Origin of the sequence: Roseibium sp. AS2 (genome assembly GCF_038900065.1) — a bacterium.
Lineage (GTDB): Bacteria > Pseudomonadota > Alphaproteobacteria > Rhizobiales > Stappiaceae > Roseibium.
In genome coordinates this window covers 266,017-289,597 of sequence record NZ_JBBMQN010000006.1, presented here as the reverse complement: position 1 = coordinate 289,597, position 23,581 = coordinate 266,017, and the positions used below count along the sequence as shown (strand labels likewise).

General features: G+C 62.8%; 19 protein-coding genes. 11 read left to right on the top strand and 8 right to left on the bottom strand.

Features of this window, described 5'->3' with window-relative positions; translation table 11 throughout:
* The first annotated feature begins 5 nt into the window (after positions 1 to 5).
* Positions 6 to 1,121 (top strand): isocitrate/isopropylmalate family dehydrogenase, encoded by a 1,116-nt coding sequence (locus WNZ15_RS19175; protein ID WP_342894618.1) that lies wholly within the window; start codon positions 6 to 8, stop codon positions 1,119 to 1,121.
* Positions 1,122 to 1,134: 13 nt separating this feature from the next.
* Here WNZ15_RS19175 and WNZ15_RS19170 read toward each other — a convergent pair whose 3' ends face one another.
* Positions 1,135 to 2,160: a LacI family DNA-binding transcriptional regulator gene (locus WNZ15_RS19170; RefSeq protein WP_342894617.1), complete on the bottom strand. Its 1,026-nt coding sequence runs from the start codon at positions 2,158 to 2,160 to the stop codon at positions 1,135 to 1,137.
* 202 nt (positions 2,161 to 2,362) lie between these two features.
* On the opposite strand from WNZ15_RS19170, the gene WNZ15_RS19165 reads away from it, so the two are divergent.
* From WNZ15_RS19165 to WNZ15_RS19120, 10 genes are all read left to right on the top strand, one after another.
* A complete protein-coding gene (locus tag WNZ15_RS19165; RefSeq protein ID WP_342894616.1) occupies positions 2,363 to 3,886 on the top strand; it encodes a sugar ABC transporter ATP-binding protein in 1,524 nt (507 codons plus the stop codon).
* 2 nt (positions 3,887 to 3,888) lie between these two features.
* Positions 3,889 to 4,905 carry an ABC transporter permease gene (locus tag WNZ15_RS19160; protein WP_342894615.1) on the top strand — a complete coding sequence of 339 codons (1,017 nt, stop codon included), beginning with the start codon at positions 3,889 to 3,891 and terminating at the stop codon, positions 4,903 to 4,905.
* Positions 4,906 to 4,995: 90 nt separating this feature from the next.
* Entirely contained in the window at positions 4,996 to 5,952 is a 957-nt protein-coding gene (locus WNZ15_RS19155) for a substrate-binding domain-containing protein (RefSeq protein ID WP_342894614.1), read from the top strand.
* An 84-nt stretch (positions 5,953 to 6,036) separates the two neighbouring features.
* Complete coding sequence (locus WNZ15_RS19150; RefSeq protein ID WP_342894613.1) at positions 6,037 to 7,092, top strand: sugar phosphate isomerase/epimerase; 1,056 nt, start codon at positions 6,037 to 6,039, stop codon at positions 7,090 to 7,092.
* 235 nt (positions 7,093 to 7,327) lie between these two features.
* Positions 7,328 to 8,488 carry a Gfo/Idh/MocA family oxidoreductase gene (locus WNZ15_RS19145; RefSeq protein WP_342894612.1) on the top strand — a complete coding sequence of 387 codons (1,161 nt, stop codon included), beginning with the start codon at positions 7,328 to 7,330 and terminating at the stop codon, positions 8,486 to 8,488.
* A 246-nt stretch (positions 8,489 to 8,734) separates the two neighbouring features.
* On the top strand, positions 8,735 to 9,688 hold the full coding sequence (gene ytfQ, locus WNZ15_RS19140; RefSeq protein ID WP_342894611.1) for a galactofuranose ABC transporter, galactofuranose-binding protein YtfQ: 954 nt from the start codon (positions 8,735 to 8,737) through the stop codon (positions 9,686 to 9,688).
* Between the two features lie 81 nt (positions 9,689 to 9,769).
* Positions 9,770 to 11,284: a sugar ABC transporter ATP-binding protein gene (locus WNZ15_RS19135; RefSeq protein ID WP_342894610.1), complete on the top strand. Its 1,515-nt coding sequence runs from the start codon at positions 9,770 to 9,772 to the stop codon at positions 11,282 to 11,284.
* Positions 11,284 to 12,324: an ABC transporter permease gene (locus WNZ15_RS19130; protein ID WP_342894609.1), complete on the top strand. Its 1,041-nt coding sequence runs from the start codon at positions 11,284 to 11,286 to the stop codon at positions 12,322 to 12,324. The genes WNZ15_RS19135 and WNZ15_RS19130 overlap by 1 nt, the downstream gene beginning before the upstream one ends.
* Positions 12,324 to 13,313 carry a galactofuranose ABC transporter, permease protein YjfF gene (gene yjfF / locus WNZ15_RS19125; protein WP_342894698.1) on the top strand — a complete coding sequence of 330 codons (990 nt, stop codon included), beginning with the start codon at positions 12,324 to 12,326 and terminating at the stop codon, positions 13,311 to 13,313. The genes WNZ15_RS19130 and yjfF overlap by 1 nt, the downstream gene beginning before the upstream one ends.
* The gene (locus WNZ15_RS19120; protein ID WP_342894608.1) at positions 13,310 to 14,029 is read left to right on the top strand and encodes a FadR/GntR family transcriptional regulator; all 720 of its coding nucleotides are present in this window, start codon (positions 13,310 to 13,312) and stop codon (positions 14,027 to 14,029) included. Before yjfF ends, WNZ15_RS19120 begins: the two co-directional genes overlap by 4 nt.
* Positions 14,030 to 14,353: 324 nt before the next feature.
* On the opposite strand, the gene WNZ15_RS19115 is transcribed toward WNZ15_RS19120, so the two are convergent.
* From WNZ15_RS19115 to chvE, 7 genes are all read right to left on the bottom strand, one after another.
* The gene (locus WNZ15_RS19115; RefSeq protein ID WP_342894607.1) at positions 14,354 to 15,862 is read right to left on the bottom strand and encodes an aldehyde dehydrogenase (NADP(+)); all 1,509 of its coding nucleotides are present in this window, start codon (positions 15,860 to 15,862) and stop codon (positions 14,354 to 14,356) included.
* A 28-nt stretch (positions 15,863 to 15,890) separates the two neighbouring features.
* Entirely contained in the window at positions 15,891 to 16,814 is a 924-nt protein-coding gene (locus tag WNZ15_RS19110) for a Gfo/Idh/MocA family oxidoreductase (protein WP_342894606.1), read from the bottom strand.
* Positions 16,814 to 18,556, bottom strand: coding sequence for an L-arabinonate dehydratase (araD, locus tag WNZ15_RS19105; RefSeq protein WP_342894605.1), 1,743 nt, complete (start codon positions 18,554 to 18,556; stop codon positions 16,814 to 16,816). The genes WNZ15_RS19110 and araD overlap by 1 nt, the downstream gene beginning before the upstream one ends.
* Before the next feature lie 2 nt (positions 18,557 to 18,558).
* Positions 18,559 to 19,575 (bottom strand): AraD1 family protein, encoded by a 1,017-nt coding sequence (gene araD1 / locus WNZ15_RS19100; RefSeq protein ID WP_342894604.1) that lies wholly within the window; start codon positions 19,573 to 19,575, stop codon positions 18,559 to 18,561.
* A gap of 4 nt (positions 19,576 to 19,579) precedes the next feature.
* Entirely contained in the window at positions 19,580 to 20,824 is a 1,245-nt protein-coding gene (gene mmsB, locus WNZ15_RS19095) for a multiple monosaccharide ABC transporter permease (RefSeq protein ID WP_342894603.1), read from the bottom strand.
* A 13-nt stretch (positions 20,825 to 20,837) separates the two neighbouring features.
* Positions 20,838 to 22,352 carry a multiple monosaccharide ABC transporter ATP-binding protein gene (mmsA, locus tag WNZ15_RS19090; RefSeq protein ID WP_342894602.1) on the bottom strand — a complete coding sequence of 505 codons (1,515 nt, stop codon included), beginning with the start codon at positions 22,350 to 22,352 and terminating at the stop codon, positions 20,838 to 20,840.
* Between the two features lie 133 nt (positions 22,353 to 22,485).
* The gene (gene chvE / locus WNZ15_RS19085; protein WP_342894601.1) at positions 22,486 to 23,565 is read right to left on the bottom strand and encodes a multiple monosaccharide ABC transporter substrate-binding protein; all 1,080 of its coding nucleotides are present in this window, start codon (positions 23,563 to 23,565) and stop codon (positions 22,486 to 22,488) included.
* Positions 23,566 to 23,581: the final 16 nt, after the last annotated feature.

Sequence of the window (23,581 nt, the reverse complement as noted above, 5' to 3'; positions counted from 1 at the left end):
TACCCATGAAGATAGCCCTGATAAAAGGTGACGGGATCGGCGTCGATGTCGCCGAGGCGGCAATGGCGGTGATGGAAGCTGCCTTGCGGCGAACCGGCCAGCCGCAGCCCGTCTATGACACCATCAACGCCGGGGCCGGCTATTTCAGCGAAACCGGATCCGACATCGAGCCGGATGGTGAAGCGCGCGCGGAAACCGCGGACGCGATTTTCCTCGGGGCCATCGGCCTGCCGGCGATCCGGCATGCGGATGGCACGGAAGTCTCGCCGCATCTGCGCCTGCGTGACCGCTTCGGGCTGTATGCCGGCGTCCGGCCGGTCAAGGCCTATCCGAACGCGCCGCAACGGCTTGCCGACCCGAGAGCTGCCGGTATCAACCTTGTCATCCTGCGGGAGTCGACCGAAGGCCTGTTCTATTCCGCAGCGGTCCACAATCGCAGCCTCGTCGTCAATGACGAGGAGGTTCAGGATGTCCTGCGGATCACCCGCAAGACCACGACCAAGCTGCACGACTTCGCCTTCCGTCTTGCGCGCAAGCGCCGCGAGCGCGGCAGGCCCGGCAGTCTCACCTGCGTCGACAAGGCCAATGTGTTCACCTCCCTGGCCTTTTTCCGGCAGTTGTTCGACGAGGTCAAAGGGACCTTTCCGGACGTTCCTGTCAGCTACAACTACGTTGACGCGATGGCCCTCGACCTGGTGCGCAAGCCCTGGGAATTCGACGTTCTGGTGATGGAGAACATGTTCGGCGACATCCTGTCGGATCTGGCCGGTGGGCTGGTCGGCGGCATGGGCATGGCCGCCTGCGGCGAGATCGGCGACAACACCGGTCTGTTCCAGCCCGCGCACGGCAGCGCACCGGACATCATGGGTCAGGACAAGGCCAATCCCCTGGCGGCCATCCTGAGCGCCGCGCTGATGCTGGACTATCTCGCCGAGAAGATGGACCGCCCTGCCCTGGCGGATGCCGCGAACCTGATCAACACGGCCGTCGATGATGGCTTTGAGGACAACATGCTGCGGCCAATGGAATTCGGCGGCGAAATGGGCACACGGGCCGTCACCAGCGAACTGCTGACGCGGGTGTCCGGATCCCAAAGCTCAAGGACAGCGGCGGGCGCGTAATGCCGGCCCGCCCTTACCGGGGCACTCCCGCGCAGCTTTCCCGGACGATCAGGTCTCCATGCAGAAGACGGGTCCGGGTTTCGAGCGAGCGGTTGGCCAGCCGGTCGAGCAGAATGTTCATGGCAAGTTCGCCGATGTGGTGTCTGGGCTGGCGGATCGTGGTCAGCCCCGGGGTGAAATTGTTGGCGAACGGAATGTCGTCGAACCCGAGAACCGAAAAATCTCCCGGCACGTTGTAGCCGCGCAGATGCAGCGCCGAGATCACGCCCATTGCCGTGTTGTCATTGAAGCAGAAAAACGCGGTCGGCAGATCGTCCTTGATGAACAGGCGTTCGACGGCGGCCCGCCCGCTTTCGGCGGTTCCGTCGCCTTCGACCCGCCAGTCGCGCGGGCGCTCCGGCGTTTCCTTCAGGCCCTGACGATAGCCGGCATGGCGCAGGTCGCTGCGCACATCCGCCACACCTCCTGAAATGTAGGTGATCTTCCTGTGGCCGAGGGAGATCAGGTATTCGGTCGCCAGCTTGGCGGCGGCGACGTCGTCGACGCCGACATAGCTTATTTCGGCACGTGCGAGCGGTCGCTCGGTCGCCACGATGGGAGGCAAGGTGCTCAAGGGCGCCTGCGGCTCACCGGCGACCGGAATGTGCCCGGTCAGCAGCACAAGGCCGTCGGCCATGCCGGTCGACAGGAAGCGCAGGTAGGTCTGTTCGATGCCGGTGGTGCCTTCCGTGTTCCCGATCAGGACGCCATACCCCCGGTCGGCGGCGGCCTTTTCCAGGCCCGTCAGAATACCGGCGAAATTCGGGTCGGCGATGGAGGCTGCCAGCACCAGCACCATCCGCGAGCGCTGCATGCGCAGGTTCTGTGCCATCGCGTTGGCGGTATAGCCGGTGCGGGCAATGGCGGCAGTGACCTTCTTGCGCGTGCTCTCCGCGACCTTCTCCGGCGAGCGCAAGGCCCGGCTGACGGTCGCGATCGAAACGCCCGCAAGCTTTGCAACATCTTCAATGGTGGCCGGCCGCTCTACCGGTTCGCTCATTTTTTTCTCTCGGGCATGGTGCAGCGCGGGCACTTTGTAAGCTCATGAATCTTCACGGCCTCTTAGCTGTATACTGCGCAGCGCACACGATGAAAAGGTTTTCATTTCTCCATGTAAAGGTTTACATGAATTATGAAAACGTTTACATTTTAATCGTGGCGCCAATGGGACTGAGGAATTTGGCGCTTGGGAGGACACAAGAATGAACCTGGAGACGTCCGCACCGGCGGCGATCATCGAGGCTGTCAACATCAGCAAATCCTTTGGACCCGTCCCGGTGCTGTTCAGCGTCAGCATGGATGTGCGTCCGGGCGAAGTGCATGCGCTGATCGGCGAGAACGGCGCGGGCAAATCGACCCTCATGAAAATCCTTTCGGGATTTCAGGACCCGACATCCGGCCAGATCCGGCTGGACGGCGAGAAAACCGTCCTTCCCGCCAATGGCGCTGCCGAGAGGCTCGGCATCATTCTCATTCACCAGGAACTCAATCTCGCCGAACAGATGACGGTCGAGGAGAATGTGTTCCTGGGACGCGAGATGAAGTCGAAGGGGTTGCTGGACAAGGCCGCGATGCGCGCGATCGTTCAGAAACATCTCGACGAGATCGGCCTCGACATTCATCCGGGCGACCGCATTTCCGACCTGACCATCGCACAGAAGCAGATGGTCGAGATCGTCAAGGCCGTCAGCCGCAACGCCCGCATCCTGATCATGGACGAACCGACCGCGGTGCTGACGGAAGAGGAAACGCAAGTGTTCTTCCGGCAGGTCGAAAAGCTGAAACAGAGCGGTGTCGGCATTGTGTTCGTTTCCCACAAGCTGAGCGAGGTCAAGGCCATTGCCGACCGGGTGACCATCCTGCGCGACGGCCAGTGGATCGAGACCCGCGCCTCCAGCGACCTGACGCCGGACCTGATGGCCCAGATGATGGTCGGCCGGGAGCTCTCCGATCTCTATCCGCCGATGCATGAGGCGGATGTGGATGCGGACGTGGTGCTTGACGTCGAGAATGTCCTCACCCCGGGTGCCGGGCCGGTCAGTTTCGGCTTGCGCAAGGGTGAAATACTGGGTTTTTCAGGCCTGATCGGGTCCGGGCGCACGGCGATATTCGAGGCCATCTGCGGACTGGCGCCGGTCGAAGGCGGCACCATACGGCTATTTGGACGCGACATCGGCCCCATGACCGTCGCGCAGGCACGCGACCTCGGTCTTGCCTATCTCACCAAGGACAGGAAAGAAAAAGGACTGCTGCTCGACAAGAAGATGCAGCCGAACCTGACCCTGTTCGCCCTGCCGAAATTCGTCCGGAATTTCGGCATCGACCGCAAGGCGGAAGAGACCGCGCTGAACCGGGCGATTCGCCGCTTCGATGTCCGGGCAAAGGACAGGGACATCACCGTCGGCAAGCTGTCCGGGGGAAACCAGCAGAAGCTGCTGCTGGCCAAGATCATGGAAGGCGATCCGAAGATCGTCATCATCGACGAGCCGACCCGCGGCATCGATGTCGGCACCAAGCAGCAGATCTATCATTTCATCGCCGCGCTGGCCGCCGAAGGTGTTTCCGTGGTCGTGATCTCCTCCGAAATGCCGGAGATCATCGGCATCTGCCACAGGGTCGTCGTGATGCGTGAAGGCCACATAACCGGCGTGCTGACCGGCGACCATATCAACGAGAACGAAATCATGCGCTATGCCGCCGGTCTCAAGCGGGAGGACCTCCATTGACCATGATGACCGCATCCGAAAATACCGCGGCCAAGCCGGCAAAGAGAAGGTCCGTCGATTTCAAGACCCTCGGCCCGGCGATCGCCCTGCTGCTGCTGTGCCTGATCGGGTTCCTTCTGAATCCCGCCTTCATCAGCGAAGGCAACCTGACCAACCTTCTGACCCGGTCGGCCTTCATCGGCATCATCGCGGTCGGGGCGACCTTCGTGATCACCGCCGGAGGCATCGACCTGTCCGTCGGGTCCATGGCGGCAGCCATTGCCGGCGTCATGATCATCGTCATGGACAGCGCCGTCGATACCCTGGGAACCGGGATAGCGACCGTGCTGCTCGGCTGCGGCGTCGCAATCATTCTGGGTATCGGCGCCGGCTGGATCAACGGCACGCTGACGACCAGGGGCAAGATCGAGGCCTTCATCGTGACCCTCGGGACCATGGGCATCTACCGGTCGCTGGTCACCTATTTCGCCGACGGCGGCACGCTTTCGCTGGACTTCGGGGTGCGCGGCACCTACCGGCCGGTCTATTACGACAGCTTTCTCGGCCTGCCCTACCCTGTGTGGGTGTTCATCGCGGTGGCCATCTGCGGCTGGTTGCTCCTCAACCGGACGGCCTTCGGACGCTATTGCACGGCCATCGGCTCGAATGAAGCCGTTGCCAGGTATTCGGCGATCAATGTCGACCGGGTCAAGACGCTCACCTATGTCATTCAGGGCCTGTGCGTCGCCTTCGCCACCATCATCTATGTGCCGCGCCTCGGCTCGGCTTCGGCGTCCACCGGCGTGTTGTGGGAGCTGGAGGCGATTGCCGCGGTGATCATCGGCGGCACCGTGCTGAAAGGCGGCTACGGACGGATCGGCGGGACGATCCTGGGTGCGCTGATCCTGACCACCATCGGCAACATTTTGAACTTCACGGACCTGATCTCGAACTACCTGAATGGAACCATGCAGGGACTGATCATCATCGTTGCGGTCTTTCTGCAGCGCAGCGACTGGAAGTTCGGCAAGAACAAATAATACCGATCGGGACCCGTCCCCCAGGAATAGAACCGGTGCGCACCGGACGGGAGAGGTGCGTTCATTTGGCAGGCATTGGAGGAGGAAACCATGCTCATGAAGAAAGTCGTGGGAGCGATAGCGGTAACCGGAATGCTGGCATTCGCCGGCCCGGTCGCCGGACAGGACAAGATCAAGATCGGTGTCAGTTACCCGACCCCGACACACGCCTGGGCCGCCGGCATGAACTGGCACGCGGAACAGGCGGAAGAACGGCTCGAAAAACTCTATCCGGACGTCGACCTCATCCTAGTCAACTCGCCGGATCCGGAAGCACAGGCCGGTGCCCTTGAAGATCTGGTCTCCGTGCATCAGATCGACGCGCTGGTCGTGCTGCCGTTCGAATCCGAACCGCTTACCGACCCGGTGCTGAACGTCAAGAAGTCCGGCGCCTGGATCACGGTTGTCGACCGTGGCCTCAGCCAGCCGGGCATCGAGGATCTTTATGTGGCGGGCAACAACCCGGAACTCGGCCGGGTGTCGGCGCAATACATGAAAACCCGGCTGAAGGACGGCGACAACATCGTTGTCCTGCGCGGCATCCCGACCGTGATCGACAACGAGCGCTTCGACGCCTTCATGGCGGAAATCGAGGGCTCGGGCATCAACGTGCTCGACCACAAACACGCCAACTGGAACCGCGACGACGGTTTCGAGGTGATGCAGGACTTCCTGTCCCGCTTCCCCGACATCGACGCGGTCTGGGCCCAGGATGACGACATCGCCATCGGGGTGGTCGCCGCCCTGAAACAGGCAGGTCGCGACGGTGACGGCATGTTTGTCGTCGGCGGTGCGGGCATGAAGGAAATCATCAAGGGCATCATGGATGGAGAAGGCCTCATTCCGGTGGATGTGCTCTACCCGCCCGCGATGATTGCAACCGCCATGGATGCGACGGTCTCGGCGTTCAAGTCCAACGGACCGGTTGCCGGCCGCTACATTCTGGGCGCGACGCTGATCACGCCTGAAAACGCGGAAAGCTACTACTTCCCGGATTCGCCGTTCTAAGGCACCGGAAGTAGCGGGCCGGAACCTGCCGCGATGGGGTTCCGGCCCTTTTTGTTTCGAAATTCCTAAATCCGGGAGACAGTCATGAAGACGATCAAAGGCCCTGCCCTGTTCCTTGCGCAGTTTGCCGGGGACGACGCACCGTTCAATTCCTGGGGTTCGATCACGAAATGGGCCGCCGATTGCGGTTATCTCGGCGTTCAGGTGCCAAGCTGGGACGCGCGTCTGATCGACCTTGAAAAGGCAGCCAGTTCCAAGACCTACTGCGAAGACTTCGCAGGCGTGGCCAGGGAGAACGGCGTCGAAATCACCGAACTCTCGACACATCTGCAGGGCCAGCTGGTGGCGGTTCATCCGGCCTATGACACGGTTTTCGACGGCTTTGCCATTGCGGAGGTGCGCGGCAATCCGGCCGCACGGCAGGCCTGGGCCGTGGACCAGGTCAAGCTTGCCCTGGCGGCGAGCCGCAATCTCGACATCCCGGCGCATGCGACCTTTTCCGGCGCGCTCGCCTGGCCCTATGTTTACCCGTGGCCACAGCGGCCCGCCGGTCTGGTCGAGACCGCGTTCGACGAGCTCGCCCGGCGCTGGCGGCCGATCCTGGATTATGCCGACGAAATGGGAGTGGACGTGTGTTACGAAATCCACCCTGGCGAAGACCTTCACGACGGCATCACCTTCGAGATGTTCCTGGAGCGTCTGGGCGGCCACAGCCGCTGCAAGATGCTCTACGATCCCTCGCACTACGTGCTGCAATGCCTGGACTACCTGGACAATATCGATATCTACCGGGACCGGATCGGCATGTTCCACGTCAAGGACGCGGAGTTCAATCCGACCGGACGCCAGGGCGTCTATGGCGGTTACCAATCCTGGGTCGATCGGGCCGGCCGGTTCCGCTCGCTCGGCGACGGGCAGGTCGATTTCGGCGCGGTCTTTTCCAAGTTGGCCGCGATCGACTTCGACGGCTGGGCGGTGGTCGAATGGGAATGCTGTCTGAAACACCCGGAGGACGGCGCCCGCGAAGGCGCGCAGTTCGTCGCCGATCACATCATCCGCGTGACGGAAAAGGCCTTTGACGATTTTGCCGGTGGCGGTAGTGATGATGCAGCCAACCGGAAGATGCTGGGGATCGGGTAGGCCGCGAGGCGAACGGATTGCCCGTGCAACGGCCTTGCTCGAAGGCAATCGGCCAATCACCCTTGTCCCGAGCACGCGCGAAAGCGCTGCCCCGAACGTTGGGCCGCGCGTTCGGGAGCAATCCGCCCGTGCCGCAAGACGGACCTTCCGGTCCTGTTCGGGATGAGGTTTTTTTGCGGTTCATTCGTTTCAGCAGTCCGGCGCGGACCGGAAAAACTATTCAGGAGGAGACAACATGGCCACTGACGGAACAGACAACAACCATGTGCGGCCGGTACGGCTGGGCATGGTCGGCGGCGGCAAGGATGCCTTCATCGGTGCAGTGCACCGGATCGCGGCGCGCATCGACGGTCACTTTGACCTGGTCGCCGGAGCCCTGTCCTCCACTCCGCAAAAGGCTCTGGAGTCCGGCCGCGCGCTCGGCTTGAAGGAAGACCGGATCTACGGATCGTTTGCCGACATGGCCAAGCGTGAAGCGCGGCTGAAGGACGGTATCGAGGCCGTCGCCATCGTCACTCCGAACCACATGCATTATCCCGTGGCGAAGGAATTCCTGAAGCGCGGCATCCATGTCATCTGCGACAAGCCGCTGACCTCGACGCTCAGCGATGCGAAGAAGTTGGTGAAGGCTGCGGAAAGTTCCGATGCCCTGTTCTTCCTGACCCACAACTACACCGGCTACCCGATGGTGCGCCAGGCGCGCGAGCTGGTCGCAAACGGCGATCTCGGCAAGATCCGTGTCGTGCAGGTCGAATACGCGCAAGACTGGCTGTCGGTCGATGTGCACAACAAGCAGGCGGACTGGCGCACGGATCCGGCCCGCACCGGGATCGGCGGATCGACGGGCGACATCGGCACGCATGCCTTCAATCTGGCCAGTTTCATCACCGGGCTGACTGCCGAGAGCCTGGCAGCCGATCTCCAGTCCTTCGTGCCCGGCCGGAAGGTCGACGACAATGCCCATGTCATGCTGCGGTTCGATGGCGGCGCGCGCGGCATGCTGTGGTGCTCGCAGGTGGCACCCGGCAACGAGAACAATCTCAAGATCCGGGTCTACGGCGAAAAGGGCGGGCTGGAATGGCACCAGGAAGACCCGAACTATCTCCGGTTCACGCCGTTCGGCGAACCCCAGAGACTGATCACCCGCGGCGGCGCCGGCATGTCCGCCGCGCTTGCATCGACCACCCGTGTCCCGCCTGGCCATCCGGAAGGGTATCTGGAAGGCTTCGCCAATCTCTACACGGAAGCGGCCGACGCCATCCGGGCTCACCGGAACGGCAAGTCAACGACCTCGCTGGTGCCGGGCATTGAAGACGGTCTGGCTGGCGAACAGTTCATCGATGCCTGCGTCCGCTCCTCTGCGCGCAATTCCGCCTGGGTGAAACTGGACCACTGAGGCAGGCAGAACCAACGGCCGTCTCCGCGCGGTCTCTTGCCAAGCCTTTTCATCGTGATCCCGGCGCGCGCTTCGCCTTGCCGGGATCACGAGAGAGCGATTTCAGATTTCTCAGCAGTCTGAGCCCGGGCATCCCTGCCCGGGCTTTTTCATGATCGGCCCTTGGAAAATCGCGGGGCACTTTACAAAAGTAATAAAGTATTACTTAATGACCTCGTGAGGAAAAATAACCTTGTGGAGGAGACTATGAAATTCAAGGCAATGCTTGTTGCCGGGGCGATGTCGTTCGTTCCGATGAGCGCCATGGCAGTCGACCTGACCATCGGATTTTCGCAGATCGGATCTGAATCCGGCTGGCGTGCCGCCGAGACCACCGTGACCAGGCAGGAAGCGGAAAAGCGGGGCATCAATCTGAAATTCGCCGATGCCCAGCAGAAGCAGGAAAACCAGATCAAGGCGATCCGGTCCTTCGTCGCCCAGGGCGTCGATGCCATCCTGCTCGCACCAGTGGTCGCGACCGGCTGGGATGAAGTTCTGGAAGAAGCCAGGGATGCGGAAATCCCGGTGGTCCTGCTGGACCGCACGGTCGACGCGCCCGACGACCTTTACATGACCGCCGTCACTTCCGACCTTGTGCATGAGGGACGGGTTGCCGGCCAATGGCTGGTCGACGAGACGGCCGGTGCCAAATGCGACATCGTCGAATTGCAGGGCACCACCGGCTCCTCTCCGGCAATCGACCGGAAAACAGGCTTTGAGGAAGCCATCGCCGGCCACGACAATCTGACCATCGTCCGCAGCCAGACCGGCGACTTTACCCGCAGCCAAGGCAAGGTCGTGATGGAAAGTTTCCTGAAGGCTGTCGGCGGCGCCAACATCTGTGCACTTTACGCCCATAACGACGACATGGCCGTCGGAGCGATCCAGGCCATCAAGGAAGCCGGACTGAAACCGGGCGAGGACATCAAGGTCGTGTCCATCGACAGCGTCCCGGATATTCACCTGGCCATGGCGAACGGAGAGGCGAATGCCACCATCGAGCTGACCCCGAACATGGCCGGCCCCGCCCTGGACGCGCTTGAAGTCTATCTGTCGGACGGAACGACCCCGCCGAAGTGGATCCAGACCGAGTCCAAACTCTACACGCTCAAGGATGACAACATGGCCATCTACGAGATGAAGAAAGACCTGGGATACTGATTGGCATCCCGGTGCCGGGCGGCCCGACCGCCCGGCACCTCGAAAGACTTCAAGAGACTGTTCTCGGGGGGATGCCATTCCATGGCACGTTCGACGGGCCCTTTGCTTGAGTGCAAGGGCATATCCAAGTTTTTTCCAGGGGCCATTGCCCTTGATGCGGTGGACCTGACCCTTTACCCGGGTGAAGTTCATGCGCTGCTCGGCGAGAATGGTGCCGGTAAATCCACCCTGATCAAATGCCTGACCGGAGCCTATCGGCGCGACGGCGGCACGATCATGCTGGAGACCCGTGAGATTTCACCGAACAGCACCCAGGAGAGCCAGAAGCTGGGCATCGGAACGGTCTACCAGGAAGTCAACCTGCTGCCGAACCTGAGCGTCGCGGAGAACCTCTTTCTCGGCCGCCAGCCCATGCGGCGTGGTTTCATTTCCCAACGCAGGATGCTTGCGATGGCCGGCGATCTGCTGGCGCAATTCGGCTTGAAGATCAATCCCGCCGAGCCGCTGTCGTCCTATTCGGTCGCGGTTCAGCAGGTGATCGCCATCGCGCGGGCAGTCGAATTGTCGGGCAAGGTGCTGATCCTGGACGAGCCGACCGCAAGTCTCGACAGGGACGAGGTGGATCTGGTCTTTTCAGTGATCGAAAAACTGAAGGCGCGCGGCCTTGCCATTGTCTTCATCACGCATTTTCTCGATCAGGTTTTCGAGATCTCGGACCGTGCGACAATTCTCCGCAATGGCCGCATGATCGCTACGCGGCGGATCGCGGACACCACGCAGACCGAGATCGTCACACTCATGCTCGGCCGTCAACTGGAAGCCCGGGTCCAGGACCGCGCGCCGTCGGAAGCCGGCGATGTCCTGGTCGAGCTCTCGAACTACGGCCGCCGGGGTGTCATCGAGCCGTTCGGGCTGACGGTCCGCAAGGGCGAGGTCGTCGGCCTCGCCGGACTGCTGGGGTCCGGCCGGACGGAGACCGTGAACCTGATTTTCGGCGCCGTCCAGGCCGATCAGGGCGAAGCCCTGCTGGAAGGCCGCAAGATCAGCCTGAAAAACCCCCGGGACGCGGTCGGACACCGCTTTGCGCTCTGCCCGGAGGACCGCAAGAACGACGGTATCGTCGGCGATCTGTCCGTGCGCGAGAACATCATTCTGGCGCTGCAGGCGCGGCAGGGCTGGTTCCGGCCATTGCCGAAGGCCAAGGTCAACGACCTGGCAGACGCTTACGTCAAGGCGCTCGATATTCGCCTTGCCAGCCTCGACATGCCCATCCGGCTTCTGTCCGGCGGCAACCAGCAGAAGGCCCTCCTGGCCCGCTGGCTGGCGACCAATCCCGCCTTCCTGATCCTGGACGAACCGACGCGCGGTATCGATGTCGGCGCCCATGCGGAAATCATCGCCCTGATCGAGCGGCTGCGCGAGGACGGTCTCGCACTCCTGGTGGCCTCGTCCGAACTGGAAGAACTGGTCGCCTATTCCACACGGGTCGTGGTGCTGCGCGACCGGCGCCAGGTCAAGGAACTGACAGGCGACGAGATCACCACCGCCGGTATTGTCTCGGCGATTGCCGACGAACCCATGGCGGAGGTGGTCTGATGACGAGCCAGCTTCATTCCACGCTCAGGCGCATCGCGCCGCAGCTGATCATCCTGGCCTGCGTCCTGTTGTTGAATTTTCTGGTCTTTCCGGACTTCTTCCGGATCGAATTCCAGAACGGCCGCCTGTTCGGCAACCTGATCGACGTGCTCAACCGGGGGGCGCCGACCGCGCTGCTGTGCATCGGCATGACCCTCGTCATCGCGACGAAAGGCATTGACCTGTCGGTCGGGGCGGTCATGGCGATCGCCGGGGCGGTGGCCGCATCGCTTGTCGTCGAAGGCCACGAATGGCACGTCGCGCTTCTGGGTGCGGTCTGCGCGGGCGCGCTCTGCGGGGCCTGGAACGGCGTCCTCGTCGCGGTTCTCAGGATCCAGCCGATCGTGGCGACCCTGGTGCTGATGGTGGCCGGACGGGGCATCGCCCAGCTCGTCACCGAAGGCACCATCCTGACTTTCGTCAATCCGGGCCTGATCCATCTGGGGGCGGGCACTGTCGCGGGCATCCCGACGCCGATCCTGATCTGGATCGGCCTCGGCCTGATCGTGACCGCCGCCGTGCGCAAGACAGCCCTCGGCATGTTGATCGAGGCGATCGGCATCAATGAGAGTTCGTCGCGGCTGGCCGGCATCAACAGCCGGGTTCTGATCGTTTCCGTTTATCTGATATCCGGCGTCTGCGCCGCGCTGGCCGGGGTCATCGTGGCCGCGGACATCAAGGGCGCGGATGCCAACAATGCCGGCCTGTGGCTGGAGCTGGACGCCATTCTGGCGGTGGTCATCGGCGGCAATTCCCTGCTGGGCGGACGCTTCTCCATCATCGCCTCGCTCCTCGGTGCCCTGATCATCCAGTCGGTCAATTCGGTGATCCTGCTGTCCGGCATGCCTCCCGAGTTCAACCTCGTCATCAAGGCGCTGATCATCATCGCAATCCTGGTGATCCAGTCCCCGACGGTCAAACACGCGCTCTATATCCTGCGCGCCTCGGCCGACCCCCAGCCCCCCGGAACCATAAGCCAAGCCAAAGAAAGCCCGCAATGATCCGCTCAACCCATCTGCCCCTGCTGATCACCATTGCCACCTTCCTGCTGGCCTACACGCTGTGCGCCTGGCAGTATCCGACGATGCTGTCGACCCGGGTCGTGGCCAACCTTCTGACGGACAACGCCTTTCTGGGCATTGCAGCGGTCGGCATGACCTTCGTCATCCTGTCCGGAGGCATCGATCTCTCGGTCGGGTCCGTGATTGCCTTCACCGGCGTGTTTCTCGCGGTTATCCTGCGCGAAACCTCGATCCACCCGCTTCCAGCCTTCGCGCTGATCCTGGCGATCACGATCTCGATCGGCGCGGCCATGGGTGCCATGATCCACTATCTGGAAATGCCGCCCTTCATCGTCACGCTGGCGGGCATGTTCCTGGCGCGCGGCGCGGCCTACGTGCTGTCGACGGACAGCGTTCCCATCACCCATGAATTCTACGACACGCTGCAGTCGCTCTACTGGAAGGCGCCGGGCGGCGGGCGCTTCCGGCTGACCGGGCTGATCATGCTGCTGACATTTCTGGGCGGGATCATTGCCGCGCACCGGACCCGTTTCGGCCAGAATGTCTATGCCATCGGCGGCGGGTTGCAGACCGCGCGGCTGATGGGCGTGCCCCTTGCGACAACCACCATCGGCATCTACGCCACTTCGGGAGGCCTTGCCGGTCTCGCCGGGATCGTGTTCTCGCTCTACACTTCCGCGGGCTATTCGCTCGCCACCGTCGGTGTCGAGCTGGATGCCATTGCCGCGGTGGTGATCGGCGGCACGCTGCTGACCGGCGGCACCGGTTTTGTCGCCGGCACATTCTTTGGCATTTTGATCATGGGGTTGATACAAACCTTTATCGTTTTCGATGGCACATTGTCGAGTTGGTGGACCAAAATCGTGATTGGCGGTCTGCTGTTCGGCTTCATCCTGCTTCAGAAGGGTCTCACTTGGGCAACGACACTGCGCAGAAAACCAGCGCCAGAGTTCGCCGCGCAATCATGACTTTCGTCGCCACCGGCGGATTGGGCAGCCAGACCGGCAATCATACCGATCAGGTTGTCGAGCAGATTGGCAGGGCCATTGTTGCCGGCGAGTATCCGCCGGAAACGATGATCCCTCTCGACCCGGATATTTCGGAAATGTTCGCCGTGTCACGCACCGTCGTGCGCGAGGCGAAGAAGACCCTGATCGCCAAGGGTCTGATCCAGTCAAAGGCCAAGGTGGGCACCCATGTGCGTCCGGCATCGGAATGGAACATGTTCGATCCCGACGTGCTGCGCTGGCACGCGGCGCTCAACAACCAGCGCCCGTTCCTGGAGGACCTGTTCGAAATCCGGCTGATCTTCGAGCCTGCCGCTGCCAGCAGCGCGGCCAGGAGAGCGTCCGACGCCGAATGCACCGCTCTTTCGAAACTGTGCGACAATCTCGCCACGGGCAAGGACCGGGCCGCGGTCGCGGTCGCGGATCTGGAATTTCACAAGATGATTTTGAAACTGTCCGGCAACCGGTTCCTGCAGTCTCTCGGTGATCTCGTACAGGCCGCGCTCTATTCGCTGTTCATCGCGGAGGCCAACGAGCGCAACGATCAGGAAACCCGTGAATTCGTCGAACGTCACAGGGCCATCGTCACCGCGATCAAGGCGGGTGACGCCAGGGGCGCTTATGAGGCGATGGAGGCGGTCATCCTGGCCGGGCGGAAGATCGAGCTCAACGTCTGATTTCTGCGCACGGCGCCGGGCCTCTCCGGGAAGACACACCTCGGTCTTGAACGAAACCCCTGCCCCACCCACAGAACCTTCCCCGCCTCCGAGCGGGGATCCAATCCAACGTGCGGCAGGCCCTGGGGTGTCTGAAAACGCGTATTCCGCTCGGCCGCCGCCCTCCTACGAAACACCGCCTGAGCGGCATCTCGGGATGTGGTCAGATCAGCGGACGATCAGTCCGCAATGGCTGACTGTCCGCTGATCGATTTCTGAGTGTTAGAGCGTCGGGCGTTGCCTGAACGTCCGACGCTCTAGTTGTGATATTCGACTGACGCCGCCTCAGTTTACCGGAAGCAAGGCGTCCGGGATGTTCTGGTAGCAGACCGGCCGCAGGAAGCGGCGGATGGCGAGGGTTCCAACGGAGGTGGCGCCAAAATTGGTCGACGCCGGATAAGGTCCGCCATGCACCATGGCATCGGCGACCTCGACACCGGTCGGGAAGGCATTGGCCAGCACGCGGCCAGCCTTGCGTTCCAGGATCGGCATCAATCGCCGGGCAGCATCCGTGTCGCCGTCATCCATCTGCAGCGTGCAGGTGAGCTGACCTTCCAACCCCTTGGCGATTTCCAGGAGTTGTGCCTCGTCCCTGACGCGCACCACGATGCCCAAGGGACCGAAAACCTCCTCGCCGAGTTCCTCGTCGGCCAACCAGGCTTCGCCGGTGGTCTCGAACAGATAGGGCGCGGCTTCCCGGGTTTCGCAGGACGTGCCGATCAGCTCGCGCACGCCGGTCGAACCGGACACCTTGCGGCTGCCGGACCGGAAGGCCTCGGCGATGCCGTCGGTGAGCATTGTCTGCGCGCCCATCCCGGCAAGTGCCTCTTTCGCGGCGGCGATGAACGCATCCGCGTCCGGTCCGTCGAGGACCAGAACAACGCCCGGATTGGTGCAGAACTGCCCTGCCCCCATGGTCAGCGATCCTGCCCATCCCTTGGCCATCGCCTCGCCGCGCGCACTCGCGGCCACGGGCAGAACGAACATCGGATTGACCGAGCCCAGCTCGCCGAAGAACGGGATCGGCACCTCGCGCTGCGCGCACATGTCGAACAGGGCACGCCCGCCGCGCAAGGAACCGGTGAAGCCGACGGCGGTGATCAGGGGATGCTGCACCAGCGCCTGGCCGACCTCGTAGCCGCTGCCCTGGATGAAAGAGAACACGCCCGGGTGCAGACCGCAGGACTTGACGGCGGCGGCAATGGCCTCGGCGACAATTTCACCGGTGCCCGGATGGGCAGGATGGCCACGGACCACCACCGGACAGCCGGCGGCCAGTGCCGAGGCGGTGTCGCCGCCGGCGGTGGAAAAGGCGAGCGGGAAGTTGGACGCGCCGAAGACGGCGACCGGTCCGATCGGCCGCTGGACCAGCTTCAGGTCCGGGCGCGGCAGGGGCTGCCGGTCCGGCAGGGCCTCGTCGTGGCGCCGGTCAAGGTAGTCACCTTTCAGGATATGGCTGGCGAACAGGCGGAGCTGGCCGGTGGTGCGGCCGCGCTCGCCCTGGAGGCGAGCTTCGGGAAGGCCGGTCTCGGACGTGCCGATGGCCGTGATCGCCTCGGCGCGCGCCTCGATTTCGTCGGCGATCGCGTTCAGGAACTTCGCCCGATCCTCGCTGGAGGAATACCCGAAGCTCCAGAAGGCTTCCTCTGCTGCCCGACAGGCGGCGTCGACCTGGTCCGGGGTGCCGGCCGAAAAGGTGTGGGCCGCACCATGTGCCGGTTCTGACTTGAATGTCTGGTCGCTGCCAATCCATTGACCTGCAACAAGCTGCTTTCCGTGGGGCATAAATGTCATGACAAACCTTCTAGAAATTAAAACCGGATTAGAATTCGAACGCATCCGTGGTGACACGCCGTCCCAGCGAAAAGGCATCGCAGACATGGATCATCGGCGACAGATCGACATCGCTCGCGCCGGTACGCACCAGGTCCGCCATGCGAGCATACAGGTTGGCGTATTCGTGGTTGCTCCCTTGTATAACGGTCGCGCCGTCGATCTCAAGCCACTCACCGCCCATTGACAGCTTTGCGGAGCCCCGGTCGGTCTCCATTTCGATGTCCCAGGTCTGCGGACCCTGCTGGCGCCAGTCGAATTCGGCGCTCATGTCCGCTCCGTCGGGATCTGCAAAAGTGAGCTGCGCGGCAATCGGCGTCGCCCTGTTTTCCGGAAATTCCAGGAGAGACTGACTGACATGCACCGGGTAGGGCAGGATTTCCGTCAGGATCGACAGCGCGTTGATACCCGGATCGAAGACGCCCATGCCGCCCGGCTCCCAGATCCACTCCTGTCCCGGATGCCAGCGGCGGACATCTTCCTTCCAGGTGATCTTCAAGCGCTTGAGCCGACGCTCCGCCAGCCAGGCCTTCAGCCTCGGAACGCTGTCCGCATAACGCGAATGCCAGGTGGCGAAGAGCGTGACGCCGTGTTCACGGGCCAGCGCTTCAAGGGTGAAACATTCCGCGAGGCTCTGGCCCGGCGGCTTTTCCAGCATGACATGCTTGCCCGCCTTCAAGGCCCTGGCGGCATAATCGAACCTGGGTTGAGGCGGAATGGCCAGAGATACGGTGCCGATGTCCGGTCGGTTTTCAAGGACATCGTCCAGCGTGGCGAAATTGTCGATGCCGTCGACGGCGGCGTGGCGGCTGACCGCCGCCTCCAACGACCAGTCCGGATTGCCTGCAATTGCGGGGATATGCTGATCGCGGGCAATCTTGCCGATGCCCACCAGCGCCAGTTTTTCAGCCATCAGTGAGAGTCCTTTGGCACCGCGGAACCCCGGCAGCCTTTCAGGAAGTCGAAGTCGGCACCAGTGTCGGCACCTTGCACATGATCGTGGAACAAGCGGGCGTAACCACTCTCCGGAACGTGGTGGGACGGGCTCCAGTCTTCAAGCCTGCGGGCAAGGTCCTTCTCCGAAATCTCCAGGTGGAGCTTCCTGTTCGGAACGTCGAGCTCGATCATGTCGCCCGTGCGCACCACGGCCAGAGGCCCGCCTGCGGCGGCTTCCGGTGAGGTGTGCAGAACAACCGTGCCATAGGCCGTGCCGGACATGCGCGCATCGGAGATGCGGACCATGTCGGTGATGCCTTTTTTGAGCACCTTCGGCGGCAGGCCCATGTTGCCGACCTCGGACATGCCGGGATAGCCCTTTGGTCCGCAATTCTTCAGCACCATGATGCAGGTCTCGTCAATGTCGAGAGCATCGTCATCGATGCGCGCCTTGTAGTCGTCGATGTCCTCGAAGACGACCGCCCTGCCCCGATGGCACAGGAGGTGCGGCGAGGCGGCGGACGGCTTCAACACTGCGCCGCCCGGTGCCAGATTGCCCTTCAGGACCGCGATGCCGCCTTGTTGCGTCAGGGCTCTTTCGACCGGAAGGATGACCTCTTCGTTCCAGTTGCGGGCGCCCTTGACCTGATCCCAGACCGGCTCGCCGGCCACCGTGATGGCGTCCTTGTTGAGCAGGCCCGCCTCGCCGAGGCGCTTGATCACCACGGGCAGACCCCCGGCATAGAAGAACTCCTCCATGAGATATTCGCCCGACGGCATCAGGTTGACGAAGGTCGGAATGTCGCGGCCAAGCCGGTCCCAGTCTTCCAGCGACAGATCCACGCCGACCCTGCCGGCAATCGCCAACAGGTGGATGACCGCATTGGTCGATCCGCCGATGGCTCCGTTGGTGCGCACCGCGTTCTCGAAGGCCTGCCGGGTCAGGATATCCGACGGTTTCAGGTCGTCCTTGACCATCTGCACGATCCGCCGGCCCGACAGATGCGCCATGACGCGGCGGCGGCTGTCGACGGCCGGAATGGCGGCATTGCCGGACAGCGCCATGCCGAGTGCCTCGGCCATGGAGGCCATGGTCGAGGCCGTGCCCATGGTGTTGCAGGAGCCCGGCGACCGGCTCATGGCCGCTTCCGCCTCCAGGAATTCCTCCTGGGTCATCTCGCCGGCTTTCACCGCCTCGGAGAATTTCCAAAGATGGGTGCCCGAGCCGACCCGTTCGCCCTGGAACCAGCCGTTCAGCATCGGCCCGCCGGTGACCACGATCGCCGGCAGGTCGACCGAGGCGGCCCCCATCAGCAGCGACGGTGTGGTCTTGTCGCAGCCGACCAGCAGGACGACGCCATCCAGCGGCGATCCGCGAATGGCCTCTTCCACGTCCATCGAGGCGAGGTTGCGGAACATCATCGCCGTCGGGCGCAGCGTGCTTTCCCCGGTGGAGAACACCGGAAACTCGACGGGAAAACCGCCGGCCTCGTAGATGCCGTGGCGAACGCGTTCCGCAAGATCCCTCAAGTGACCGTTGCAGGGTGTCAACTGGGACCAGGTGTTGCAGATGCCGATCACCGGGCGGCCATCGAACATGTCGTTCGGCAGACCCTGGTTCTTCATCCAGCTGCGGTGGTAGATGTGGTCGCGGCTGGTGCCGCCGAACCACTCGGCCGAGCGCAGCTTGCGCGGCCAGTGTGCCGGCTTGAAAACCATCGTTAAAGCACCTTCACCTGAACGGTTGCCGATTGCGCGGGATTGAACACCAGGCGGTTCCTGAGGGGAACGCCGAAGCCCGGAGCGGAAATCTCGACCTCGTCACCGTCCCGGCAGGAAATACCGTCGGCAAAGGACAGGGTCGCGGTGCCGAACATGTGGACGTGGACATCGCCCGGCTGGCAGAAGACCCCGTATTTGAAATGGTGGTGCTCCAGATTGGCCAGCGTGTGGGACATGTTGGCTTCGCCTGACAGGAACGGCTTTTCCCACAGGACGGCACCGTCCCGGTGGATCCGGCTGGTCCCGTGGATGTCCGCAGGCAGGTCGCCGACCAGCAGTTCCGGACCGAAGGACGCCGGGCGCAGCTTGGAATGCGCCAGAAAGAGATAATTCTGGCGCTCCATCACGTGATCGGAAAATTCGTTGGCGAGCGCAAAGCCGACGCGGACCGGCGTGCCGTCCCCGGCAATGACATAGATCCCGGCGACTTCCGGCTCCTCGCCGCCGTCCTCGCAAAAGCCGGGACTGACCAGATTGCCACCGGGCGCGACCGCGCAGGTGCCGTTGCCCTTGTAGAACCACTCCGGCTGCACGCCGGGTTTGCCACTTTCAGGCCGGCCGCCCTCAAGCCCCATGCGGAACATCTTCATGCTGTCCGTGACCTGTGGCTCTTCCGCGGCGGCGGCTCCGGTCTCGGCCCTGGCTTTGGCGTGCATGGCATCGCGGGTGGCCGCGGAGCCCAGATGGGTCAGGCCGGTGCCGGTCAGATGCAGATGCGCGGCATCGGGATGAGTGATCGGCAACAGCAGGCGGCCCTCGGCGGCCAGCTTTTCCAGATCGACCGCCGCCCCCAGATCGTGGCCACGAATGCACTCCGTCAGGCTCGCGCCCCTGCTTATTGCTTCCTGCACCAGGTTATAGGTGGAGGCAACGCCTTTCAAAATACAGGCTTCACTGCCATCGCGGACGACGACAGCCAGCTTGCCGGCGTCATCCAGTATCTGGGAAATCAGCATCCTCTTACCCCTGCTTGGTCTTGTTGTAGACGTCGAATATCACGGCGGCGAGCAGAACCAGGCCCTTGATCATCTGCTGAAAATCGATGCCGATGCCCATGATCGACATGCCGTTGTTGAGCACGCCCATCAGGAAGGCACCGACCACGGCACCGATGATGGTACCAACCCCGCCGGACATGGACGCCCCACCGATGAACACCGCCGCGATCACGTCGAGTTCGAGCGCGAATCCCGCTTTCGGGGTCGCCGTGTTGAGACGGGCTGCGAACACCAGACCGGCTGCGGCGGCCAGCACACCCATGTTGGTGAAGGCCAGGAAGGTCAGACGCTCGGTCTTGATGCCGGACAGCTTGGCAGCCTTCTGATTGCCGCCCAGCGCGTAGATGCGCCGCCCCACGGTAGTGGTCTCCGTGATGAAGGCGTAGATCACCGTCAGGACACCCATCGTGATCAGCACGTTCGGCAGTCCCCGGAACAGGGACAGCTTGTACATGACGAAGATCAGCGCCGCGGCGATGATGACGGTGCGGGCGACGAAGAAGCTCTTCGGCTCGTCCTCGATGCCGTAGGACTTGTTCTCTGCCCGCTGGCGAAGGCCGATCCAGACCACGAGGGCGGCAGCGGCAAATCCGGTCGCCAGCGCCAGGACATTGACCTTTCGGGCGCCGAAGATCTCCGCCAGCCCTTGGCCCAGCGCGGCCGGAAAGATGTCCGGCACGAAACCGGTGGCCAGAACCTGGAACTCCTTCGGGAACGGGCCGACCGACTGGCCTTCCAGCAGCCACAGCGACAGGCCGCGAAACAGAAGCATGCCGGCGAGCGTGACGATGAAGGACGGGATCTTCCAGTAGGCAACCCAGTAGCCCTGGGCGGCACCGATGATCCCCCCGGCAACAAGGCAGGTGAGGATCGTGACAAGCACCGGCAGATCGAACTGCACGATCATGACGGCGGCCAGGGCGCCGATGAAGCCCATCACAGAGCCGACGGACAGGTCGATATTGCCGGAGACGATCACCACAAGCATGCCGAGCGCCATGATGATGATGTAGGAATTCTGCAGCAGCAGATTGGTGACGTTCACCGCGCGCAGCAAGGTGCCGTCGGTGACGATCTGGAAGAAGAGCATCACTGCAATCAGTGCGAACAGCAGGCCGTATTGGCGAAGATGCGTGGAGATATAGGCACCGATCCCCTTGGTCCTTGCGGCCGGAGCCGCTTTGGTGTCGTTGTCAGCCAGTTCCATGGGCTTCACTCTTTCACTCGTTGACGATGAGCGACATGATGCGCTCCTGGCTCGCGTCGCCGGCCGACAGTTCGCCGACAAGGGCCCCTTCGTTCATGACGTAGATCCGGTCGCACATGCCGAGCAGTTCCGGCATTTCCGACGAGATCATCAGCACGGCCTTGCCCTGGTCGGCGAGGTCGTTGATGATGGTGTAGATTTCATATTTGGCGCCGACATCGATGCCCCGTGTCGGCTCGTCCAGGATCAGCACTTCCGGCGCGGTGAACAGCCATTTCGCCAGGACCACCTTTTGCTGGTTGCCCCCGGAGAGATTGACCGTCTTCTGGAACACCGACGGCGTCCGGATGGCCAGCGCCTCACGGTATCGTTCGGCAACTTTCGTTTCCTCGTTGCGCTTCAGCACGGAGCCGGAGGAGACGCCGTCCAGATTGGCAAGCGTGGTGTTGAACCGGATGGTTTCGTCGAGCACCAGCCCGAGAGCCTTGCGGTCCTCGGTGACGTAGGAAATCCCGGCCGCAATCGCTCTGTCGACGGTGCTCACATCGACCGGCTTGCCGTGCAGTCTGACGCTGCCGGATATGTTGCGGCCGTAGGAACGGCCGAAAATGGACATCGCCAGTTCGGTCCGGCCGGAGCCCATCAGTCCCGCAATGCCGACGACTTCTCCGGCGCGCACATTGAAGCACGCATCACGGATGACCTGGCGCTCGGCGTGTTCGGGATGCCAGACATTCCAGCCCTCGACCTCCAGAAGCACCTTGCCGGGCGTGCGCCTGTGATCGGGAAACCGGTGGGTCATGTCCCGGCCGACCATGTCGCGGACAATGATGTCCTCGCTGAGACCGGCCCTGGCGTCCAGTTTCGACACGGCCGTTCCGTCGCGGATGACCGTCACGCTGTCGGCCACGTAGCGGACCTCGTTCAGCTTGTGCGAAATGATGATGCTGGTGACGCCCTGTTCCTTGAGTTCGAGCATCAGGTCCAGCAGCTTGCGGCTGTCGTTTTCCTGAAGCGCCGCGGTCGGCTCGTCCAGGATCAGCAGCTTGACGTCCTTGGACAGGGCCTTTGCGATTTCAACCAGTTGCTGCTTGCCGACGCCGATGCTGTCGACCCTGGTGGTCGGTGCTTCGGCGAGGCCGACCTTGGCGAGAAGTTCGCCGGTGCGCCGGTTGGTCTCGCGCCAGTCGATGACGCCCTTTCGGGCGCACTCGTTGCCGAGAAAGATGTTTTCGGCGATCGACAGCTGCGGCACCAGCGCCAGTTCCTGGTGAATGATGATGATGCCCTGTTTTTCGCTGTCCGAGATGCCGGAAAACCGGGCAGGTTTGCCGTCGAACAGGATCTCCCCGTCATAGTCGCCGTGGGGATAGACGCCCGACAGGACCTTCATGAGCGTGGACTTTCCCGCGCCGTTCTCGCCGACGACGGCGTGGATCTCGCCTTTTTGGACATCCAGGCTGACCCGGTCCAGCGCCTTCACGCCCGGAAAGGTCTTGCTGATGTTCTGCATGGACAGGAGGGCCATGGCCAGATCTCCGAATTCCGAAAAAAGATCCGCCCGCAGGTCCGGCGGGGCCGGACGTGCCCCTTTCCTTCCCGGGTCTGCGCGGGCGGGAAAGGGACAATATGCGGGCGGGAGGCGCCCCTCGGGAGGGTGTTTATTTGACCTGGTCAGCCGTGTAGTAACCGCTGCCGATCAGGATCTCTTCCCAGTTTCCGGCATCGACCGCGACCGGCTCCAGCAGGTAGGAAGGCACCACCTTGACGCCGTTGTTGTAGGTCTTGGTGTCGTTGATTTCCGGCTCTCCGCCTTCCAGCAGCGCGTCGACCATGCCAACGGTCACGCGGGCCAGCTCGCGGGTGTCCTTGAAGACGGTGGAATATTGCTCGCCCGCCAGAATGGATTTCACGGACGGAACTTCCGCGTCCTGACCGGTGACGATCGGCATCTTCTGGTCGCCGGAGCCGTAGCCGACGCCCTTCAGGGACGACAGGATGCCAATGGACAGCCCGTCATAGGGGCTGAGCGCGCCGTGCAGGGTCTTGTCGGTGTAGTGGGCCGAAAGGAGGTTGTCCATGCGGGACTGGGCGACCGCGCCGTCCCAGCGCAGGGTGCCGACCGTGTCCATGCCGGTCTGACCGGACTGGATGACGATGCTGCCATCGTCGATCAGAGGCTGCAGGACGGACATCGCGCCGTCATAGAAGAAATAGGCATTGTTGTCGTCCGGCGAGCCGCCGAAGAGTTCGACGTTATACGGTCCGTCGCCGAAGCGTTCCTTCAGGCCGCCAACGAGAGACGTCGCCTGCTGCACGCCGACCTTGAAGTTGTCGAAGGTCGCATAGTAGTCGACATCGCCGCTGTCGCGGATCAGGCGATCATAGGCAATGACCTTGATGCCGGCCGCAGCCGCGTTCTCAAGCGCATTCGACAGCGTGGTGCCGTCGATCGCCGCGATCACCAGCACATCGGCGCCCTTGGTGATCATGTTCTCGATCTGCGCAAGCTGGTTCGGAATATCGTCTTCGGCGTATTGAAGATCGGTGGTGTAACCGGCTTCGGTGAACTGCTCGACCATGGAATTGCCGTCGGAAATCCAGCGTGCCGAGGATTTGGTCGGCATGGCGATGCCGATGGTGCCCTTGTCCTGGGCCTGAGCCGCACCGGACAGGGCAACACCCGACACAAGCGTTGCTGCAGCCGCGACCGCGACCAGCGTCTTGGAAACAATCTTCATTTTTTCCTCCCGGGCC

What these genes read in the sequence shown, in the direction of transcription:
- WNZ15_RS19175 (WP_342894618.1), top strand. Translation starts at nt 6, where the DNA reads ATGAAGATAGCCCTGATAAAAGGTGACGGGATCGGCGTCGATGTCGCC.
- WNZ15_RS19170 (WP_342894617.1), bottom strand. Translation starts at nt 2,160, where the DNA reads ATGAGCGAACCGGTAGAGCGGCCGGCCACCATTGAAGATGTTGCAAAG.
- WNZ15_RS19165 (WP_342894616.1), top strand. Translation starts at nt 2,363, where the DNA reads ATGAACCTGGAGACGTCCGCACCGGCGGCGATCATCGAGGCTGTCAAC.
- WNZ15_RS19160 (WP_342894615.1), top strand. Translation starts at nt 3,889, where the DNA reads ATGATGACCGCATCCGAAAATACCGCGGCCAAGCCGGCAAAGAGAAGG.
- WNZ15_RS19155 (WP_342894614.1), top strand. Translation starts at nt 4,996, where the DNA reads ATGCTCATGAAGAAAGTCGTGGGAGCGATAGCGGTAACCGGAATGCTG.
- WNZ15_RS19150 (WP_342894613.1), top strand. Translation starts at nt 6,037, where the DNA reads ATGAAGACGATCAAAGGCCCTGCCCTGTTCCTTGCGCAGTTTGCCGGG.
- WNZ15_RS19145 (WP_342894612.1), top strand. Translation starts at nt 7,328, where the DNA reads ATGGCCACTGACGGAACAGACAACAACCATGTGCGGCCGGTACGGCTG.
- ytfQ (WP_342894611.1), top strand. Translation starts at nt 8,735, where the DNA reads ATGAAATTCAAGGCAATGCTTGTTGCCGGGGCGATGTCGTTCGTTCCG.
- WNZ15_RS19135 (WP_342894610.1), top strand. Translation starts at nt 9,770, where the DNA reads ATGGCACGTTCGACGGGCCCTTTGCTTGAGTGCAAGGGCATATCCAAG.
- WNZ15_RS19130 (WP_342894609.1), top strand. Translation starts at nt 11,284, where the DNA reads ATGACGAGCCAGCTTCATTCCACGCTCAGGCGCATCGCGCCGCAGCTG.
- WNZ15_RS19120 (WP_342894608.1), top strand. Translation starts at nt 13,310, where the DNA reads ATGACTTTCGTCGCCACCGGCGGATTGGGCAGCCAGACCGGCAATCAT.
- WNZ15_RS19115 (WP_342894607.1), bottom strand. Translation starts at nt 15,862, where the DNA reads ATGACATTTATGCCCCACGGAAAGCAGCTTGTTGCAGGTCAATGGATT.
- WNZ15_RS19110 (WP_342894606.1), bottom strand. Translation starts at nt 16,814, where the DNA reads ATGGCTGAAAAACTGGCGCTGGTGGGCATCGGCAAGATTGCCCGCGAT.
- araD (WP_342894605.1), bottom strand. Translation starts at nt 18,556, where the DNA reads ATGGTTTTCAAGCCGGCACACTGGCCGCGCAAGCTGCGCTCGGCCGAG.
- araD1 (WP_342894604.1), bottom strand. Translation starts at nt 19,575, where the DNA reads ATGCTGATTTCCCAGATACTGGATGACGCCGGCAAGCTGGCTGTCGTC.
- mmsB (WP_342894603.1), bottom strand. Translation starts at nt 20,824, where the DNA reads ATGGAACTGGCTGACAACGACACCAAAGCGGCTCCGGCCGCAAGGACC.
- mmsA (WP_342894602.1), bottom strand. Translation starts at nt 22,352, where the DNA reads ATGGCCCTCCTGTCCATGCAGAACATCAGCAAGACCTTTCCGGGCGTG.
- chvE (WP_342894601.1), bottom strand. Translation starts at nt 23,565, where the DNA reads ATGAAGATTGTTTCCAAGACGCTGGTCGCGGTCGCGGCTGCAGCAACG.